The 4900-nt window shown below is 59.5% G+C and carries 4 protein-coding genes and 1 pseudogene; 2 read left to right on the top strand and 3 right to left on the bottom strand.

The features are described 5' to 3' along the window. From BV034_RS15090 to BV034_RS15080, 3 genes and pseudogenes are all read right to left on the bottom strand, one after another. Nucleotides 1-323: pseudogene (locus tag BV034_RS15090) on the bottom strand (glycosyltransferase family 1 protein); the annotation flags it as partial. Nucleotides 324-518: 195 nt separating this feature from the next. Then, a complete protein-coding gene (gene rplS / locus BV034_RS15085; protein ID WP_050027835.1) occupies nt 519-887 on the bottom strand; it encodes a 50S ribosomal protein L19 in 369 nt (122 codons plus the stop codon). Between the two features lie 305 nt (nt 888-1192). Next, the gene (locus BV034_RS15080; protein ID WP_081887843.1) at nt 1193-2080 is read right to left on the bottom strand and encodes a M48 family metallopeptidase; all 888 of its coding nucleotides are present in this window, start codon (nt 2078-2080) and stop codon (nt 1193-1195) included. Between the two features lie 123 nt (nt 2081-2203). On the opposite strand from BV034_RS15080, the gene asnS reads away from it, so the two are divergent. Further along, nucleotides 2204-3568, top strand: coding sequence for an asparagine--tRNA ligase (gene asnS, locus BV034_RS15075; RefSeq protein WP_050027834.1), 1365 nt, complete (start codon nt 2204-2206; stop codon nt 3566-3568). Between the two features lie 22 nt (nt 3569-3590). Next, nucleotides 3591-4490, top strand: a complete 900-nt coding sequence (locus BV034_RS15070; RefSeq protein ID WP_265593032.1) for a protein-disulfide reductase DsbD domain-containing protein — start codon at nt 3591-3593, stop codon at nt 4488-4490. The last annotated feature ends 410 nt before the right edge of the window (nt 4491-4900 follow it).

Below are 4900 nucleotides of genomic sequence, written 5' to 3'. Positions count from 1 at the left end.
ATCTCACCCAGGTCGCGGGCACTGGTCATGCCCAGGAAACGCGAGGCCCAGCGCAGCGGCTTTTCCCCGTCCAGCCAGTTGCGCAGGAAGCGCGGCAGAAAGCGGAAGCCGGGCAGGCGCTGCTGCAGGTACAAGGAAACACCGCCCACTTTCACCGCCTGTTCCGGGTTTGCCTCGTCCGCATCCGTCACCAGCGGGAGGTAGAGCGGGATGATCATCGCATCATGACCCCGGCCCCTCAGTGCCTTGATGAGAGCATTGTCCCGCAGACAGCTTCCGCAGTGAAAGGAACCGGTGCCAGGCGTGAGGTGAATGATGCGCATCGGGCGTGAACAATCGAGAGAGGACGATGACGAAGAAGGACGGGCAGTGAAGTCAGGGAATACGTGCGCGAACGCGCATCCCTTCCGTGGTTCTTACGTCCCACGGCATCAGAATTGTCGCGCTTCAGACAAACAAAAAGCCGGAAACCTTGCGGAATCCGGCTTTGAGAAATGTCTTGGAGACGTCCTGCCAAATTAGCTGTCGGCGCTGGCGCGCTCGTTGGCACGCTCTTTCACCGTCACAGCTTCCTTGCCGAGGCGGCCACGGAGGTAGTGCAGACGGGCGCGACGAACCTTGCCCTGGCGGACGATTTCGATCTTGGCGATCTTGGGGGTGTGAAGGGGGAACACGCGCTCGACGCCTTCACCGTTGGAGATTTTGCGAACCGTGAAAGCCTTGTTGAGACCGCGACCTTTACGGGCGATGACAATGCCAGCGAAAATCTGGATACGCTCTTTCTCGCCCTCAATAACGCGGGTATGGACTTTGACGCTATCACCCACATTGAATGCGGGGAGGGTCGACTTCAGTTGTTCTTGTTCGATCTTGGCGATAATGCTCATGACGGGGTCTCCTGCGATGAGGGTGGCCGCTTCACAGCGGCGGGAAAGGGCGCATAGACTGCCAGCATTCCTATTACGTGCAAGTCTTTTGTTTCGGAAATCCGAAGGAGCGAACCTGAATTCTCAGACTCGCCGATGTCCTGTAAACCCTGATAATTTTGCAATGTTTACACCATCGGAACCTTGTCGCAAGATGCACCCGGCAAATTCTTAAATAAAGCTTAGCAAAACGGAATTCAGAGCGTCAGCAGTGCCAATTTTGAGGGCCTCTGGATCGCATTCTCTAAAAACTTCACCCCACCTTGTCACTTTCCGCCCGTCGCTCGAATCTTGGCGATTTCTGCTTTGATCTGCTCGATCCGGTTCTCGGAACTGGGGTGCGTGCTGAGGAACTCAGGGGGTCCGCCCCCTCCCCCGCTGGCCTGCTTCAGGATCTCCATCACCTTGATGAGAGCCTCGGGATTGTAGCCTGCTTGATAGAGGAACTTCACCCCCAGCCGGTCGGACTCCAGTTCATCATCGCGACCGTACTTGGTGTTCACCACCTGGTTCACCAGTTGAGCGAGCTGGGCGTTGGTGTTGCTGGAACCGTCACTGGACGCCACGACAAAGGCCGTGGTCAGGCCTCCGACGAGCTCCGACTTGGCGATCTGCTCGGAGCTGTGCCGCCCGACCACGTGGCCGATCTCATGCCCCAGCACCCCGGCCAGTTCGTCCTCCGTCTTGAGCAGGCGGAAAAGCGCCTCCGTAATGAAGATCTGCCCCCCGGGGAGCGCGAAGGCATTCACGGTATTGCGATCCGCCAGCAGATGGAATTCAAACTTGTACGCCGTCTCATCAGCATCCGTGTCCCGGACCAGCTTCTGCCCAACGCGGTTGACGAACTCCCTGGCCTGCTCATCGCTGGAAACCCCGCCATGCATGGCGGCCATTTTTTGCCGCGAGGCCAGGCCGAGTTGGATCTCCTGCTGGGGATTCAGTTTCAGACGCTGGGTGCGACCGGTGAAGTTGTTCGTCTCTGAACTGGTGCTGCTGAAGTAGCTGAAAAGCGCAAAGGCAGCGATGGCGAGGCCGATGGCCACCCTCATACCGCACCCGGACATCTGCGGGCGACGTCCCCCGCTGTATCCGGTCTCGTACGCACTGTGCACGGTGGGGGCCATCGACTGGTCCAGGAAGCTCCGGAATTTCATGAGGTTGTGGGTGGTGTGTTTACCTTTGTATCGCGTTTGGTGTGACAAGCCAAGCTACAAACTTGGTCGGGGCTTCGAAGGATGGTAGGTGTTGCTTTTCCCCCGGCCTGATTACCTTCACATATGGTCACTCCCAACATTCGCAGCCTCCTCGCTTCCAAGGAACCGGTTCAGGACGTAACGGTGCAAGGCTGGGTGCGCACCCGGCGGGACTCCAAGGCGTGCACCTTCATCGAACTCAATGACGGCTCCTGCCTGCGGGGCCTGCAGGTGGTGGCGGACAACTCCCTGGCCTGTGCCGAGCTCTACCCGAAAATCCTGACGGGTGCTTCCGTTCGCGTCACGGGCGACCTTGTGACCTCCCCGGGAGGCAAGCAGGCCTTTGAGGTGCTGGCCAAGAACGTGGAGATCATCGGCGAGTCTGATGGCACCTATGTCCTGCAGAAAAAGGGCCACACGCCGGAATTCCTCCGCTCCATCTCCCATCTACGCCCACGGACGAACCTTCTTGGCAGTGTCTTCCGCGTGCGCAGCCGCATGGCCTTCGCCATCCACAAGTTCTTCCAGGAGCAGGACTTCTTCTATGTACACACGCCCATCATCACCAGCAGCGACTGCGAAGGTGCCGGTGAGATGTTCCGCGTGACCACGCTCCCACAAGGCAGCGCGGCGAAGCCCGAGGAAGACTTCTTTGGCAAGCCCACCTTCCTGACGGTGAGCGGTCAGCTCCAGGGAGAGGTGTTCGCCTGCGCCCTCAGCAAGATCTACACTTTCGGCCCCACGTTCCGGGCGGAGAACTCCAACACGGCGCGGCATGCGGCGGAGTTCTGGATGATCGAGCCAGAGATGGCCTTCTATGATCTGGAGGCCGACATGGGCCTGGCCGAGGCGAATGTGAAGTACCTGCTGAAGTCTCTCTTCGAGACCTGCGGCGAAGAACTGGAGTTCTTCAACAAGTTCGTGGACACAGGTCTCATCGCCCGTCTCCAACACACCTTGGACAAGCCTTTCCAGCGAGTGAGCTACACGGATGCGGTGGACCTCCTGCTCAAATCAGGGCGCAAGTTCGAGTACCCGGTGGAATGGGGGCAGAACCTCCAGTCCGAGCATGAGCGCTTCCTCGCCGAGGAGCATTTCCAAAGCCCGGTTACGGTCTTCAACTACCCCCGCAGCCTGAAGCCCTTCTACATGCGGCAGAATGACGATGGGCGGACGGTTGCTGCCATGGACGTGCTGGTCCCCGGGATTGGCGAGATCATAGGCGGCAGCCAGCGCGAGGAGCGGCTGGATCTTCTTGAGCAGGCAATGGCTGCCCATGGTCTGAGTGAGGAGAACTACCGCTGGTATGCTGACCTCCGACGCTTTGGCACCGTGCCCCATGCTGGCTTTGGCATGGGTTTTGAGCGTTTCCTCATGTTCGCCACCGGCGTAAGCAACATCCGCGATGTCATTCCCTTTGCCCGGACGCCTGGGCATGCTGAGTTCTGATTCGATTTTCCCGATTGATTTGATGCCTACGTTGTCTTTCCGCTCCGCTTTCTCCGCTCTCCTGGCGGTTCCCGCTGCTCTGTTCCTCACTCTGGCCGGCTCCCCTGTGCACGCTGCGGAGCCCCTGGAAGTGAACTTGGTGGCGAATGTGACCCAGGTGAAACCCGGTGTTCCCTTCTACGCAGGGTTGCACTTGGTGCATCGCGAGGGCTACCACACCTATTGGAAGTTCCCCGGCATCGTCGGAGTGCCCACCAGCATGGACTGGACGCTGCCTCCGGGCTGGAAGGCGGACGACATCACGTGGCCAGAGCCGAAGCAGGTCCATATGTTTCAGATCCGGGCTCAAGGATACCACGGGGACATGGTCCTCCCGGTCCGCCTGATCCCCCCCAACGATTTGGCGCCCGGAACAACGGTCACCCTGAAGGGCAAGACCTCCTGGATGTGCTGCGGTCGCGACTGCAATCCAGGGTTCAATGAATTGACATTGGAATTGCCCATAGCAGCAGCCGACGCGGCTCCGGAGACACTGATGAATACGAAGTGGCAGGAGCGGTTCAACGCCGCCCTGGCGTCCAGCCCCAAGCCGCTCAAGGGTTGGATGATCGTAGCGAGCCGGGATGACAAGAGTGTTGTCGTCCACTTGACGCCAACTGGAGAAGACATCCCTAAAGGCAAGATCAAAGAGGTGCTGTTCTTCACCGATGACGGTCTGGTGAACGCCGACAAGGATCAGGTGCTGAAGCAACTTCCCAATGGATCGCTGGAACTGAGGCTGGAGGTCTCCCAGTACGCCGAGCAACCCCTGGCCAAACGGTTGGTGGGCGTGTTGCAGTCAGAACAAGGTTGGGATGCAAAAGGCACGAACTCCATGGCAATCGATGTGCCGTTGATCGTCATCGAGCCGGTAGATCAATAGACGGAAGTGAAACTCGTAGCTGCACTCGTGAGAGTGTAGTGGGTGGCGCGGCCTTGCGGCGGGAATAGACCGTCCTGGGTGACTTGCGGCCGGACCGCGTTTTCACAAACGCAGCCACACTGAGCACTGCGAAGGCGGTTCGTGGCGTGTGCCACGCAACTCGTAGCTGCACTCGTGAGAGTGCGGTGGTTGGCGCGGCCTTGCGGCGGGAATCGACCGTCCTGGGTGACTTGTGGCCGGACCGCGTTTTCACAAACGCAGCCACACTGAGTGCTGCGAAGACGGTTCGTGGCGTGTGCCACGCAGCTCGTAGCTGCACTCGTGAGAGTGTGGTGGGTGGCGCGGCCTTGCGGCAGGAATCGACCGTCCTGGGTGACTTGTGGCCGGACCGCGTTTTCACAAACGCAGCC

The sequence above is a fragment of the Verrucomicrobium sp. BvORR034 genome (genome assembly GCF_000739635.1).
Lineage (GTDB): Bacteria > Verrucomicrobiota > Verrucomicrobiia > Verrucomicrobiales > Verrucomicrobiaceae > Verrucomicrobium.
The sequence above is the reverse complement of the archived record's forward strand: the minus strand, read 5'-3'. Positions and strand labels throughout refer to the sequence as shown.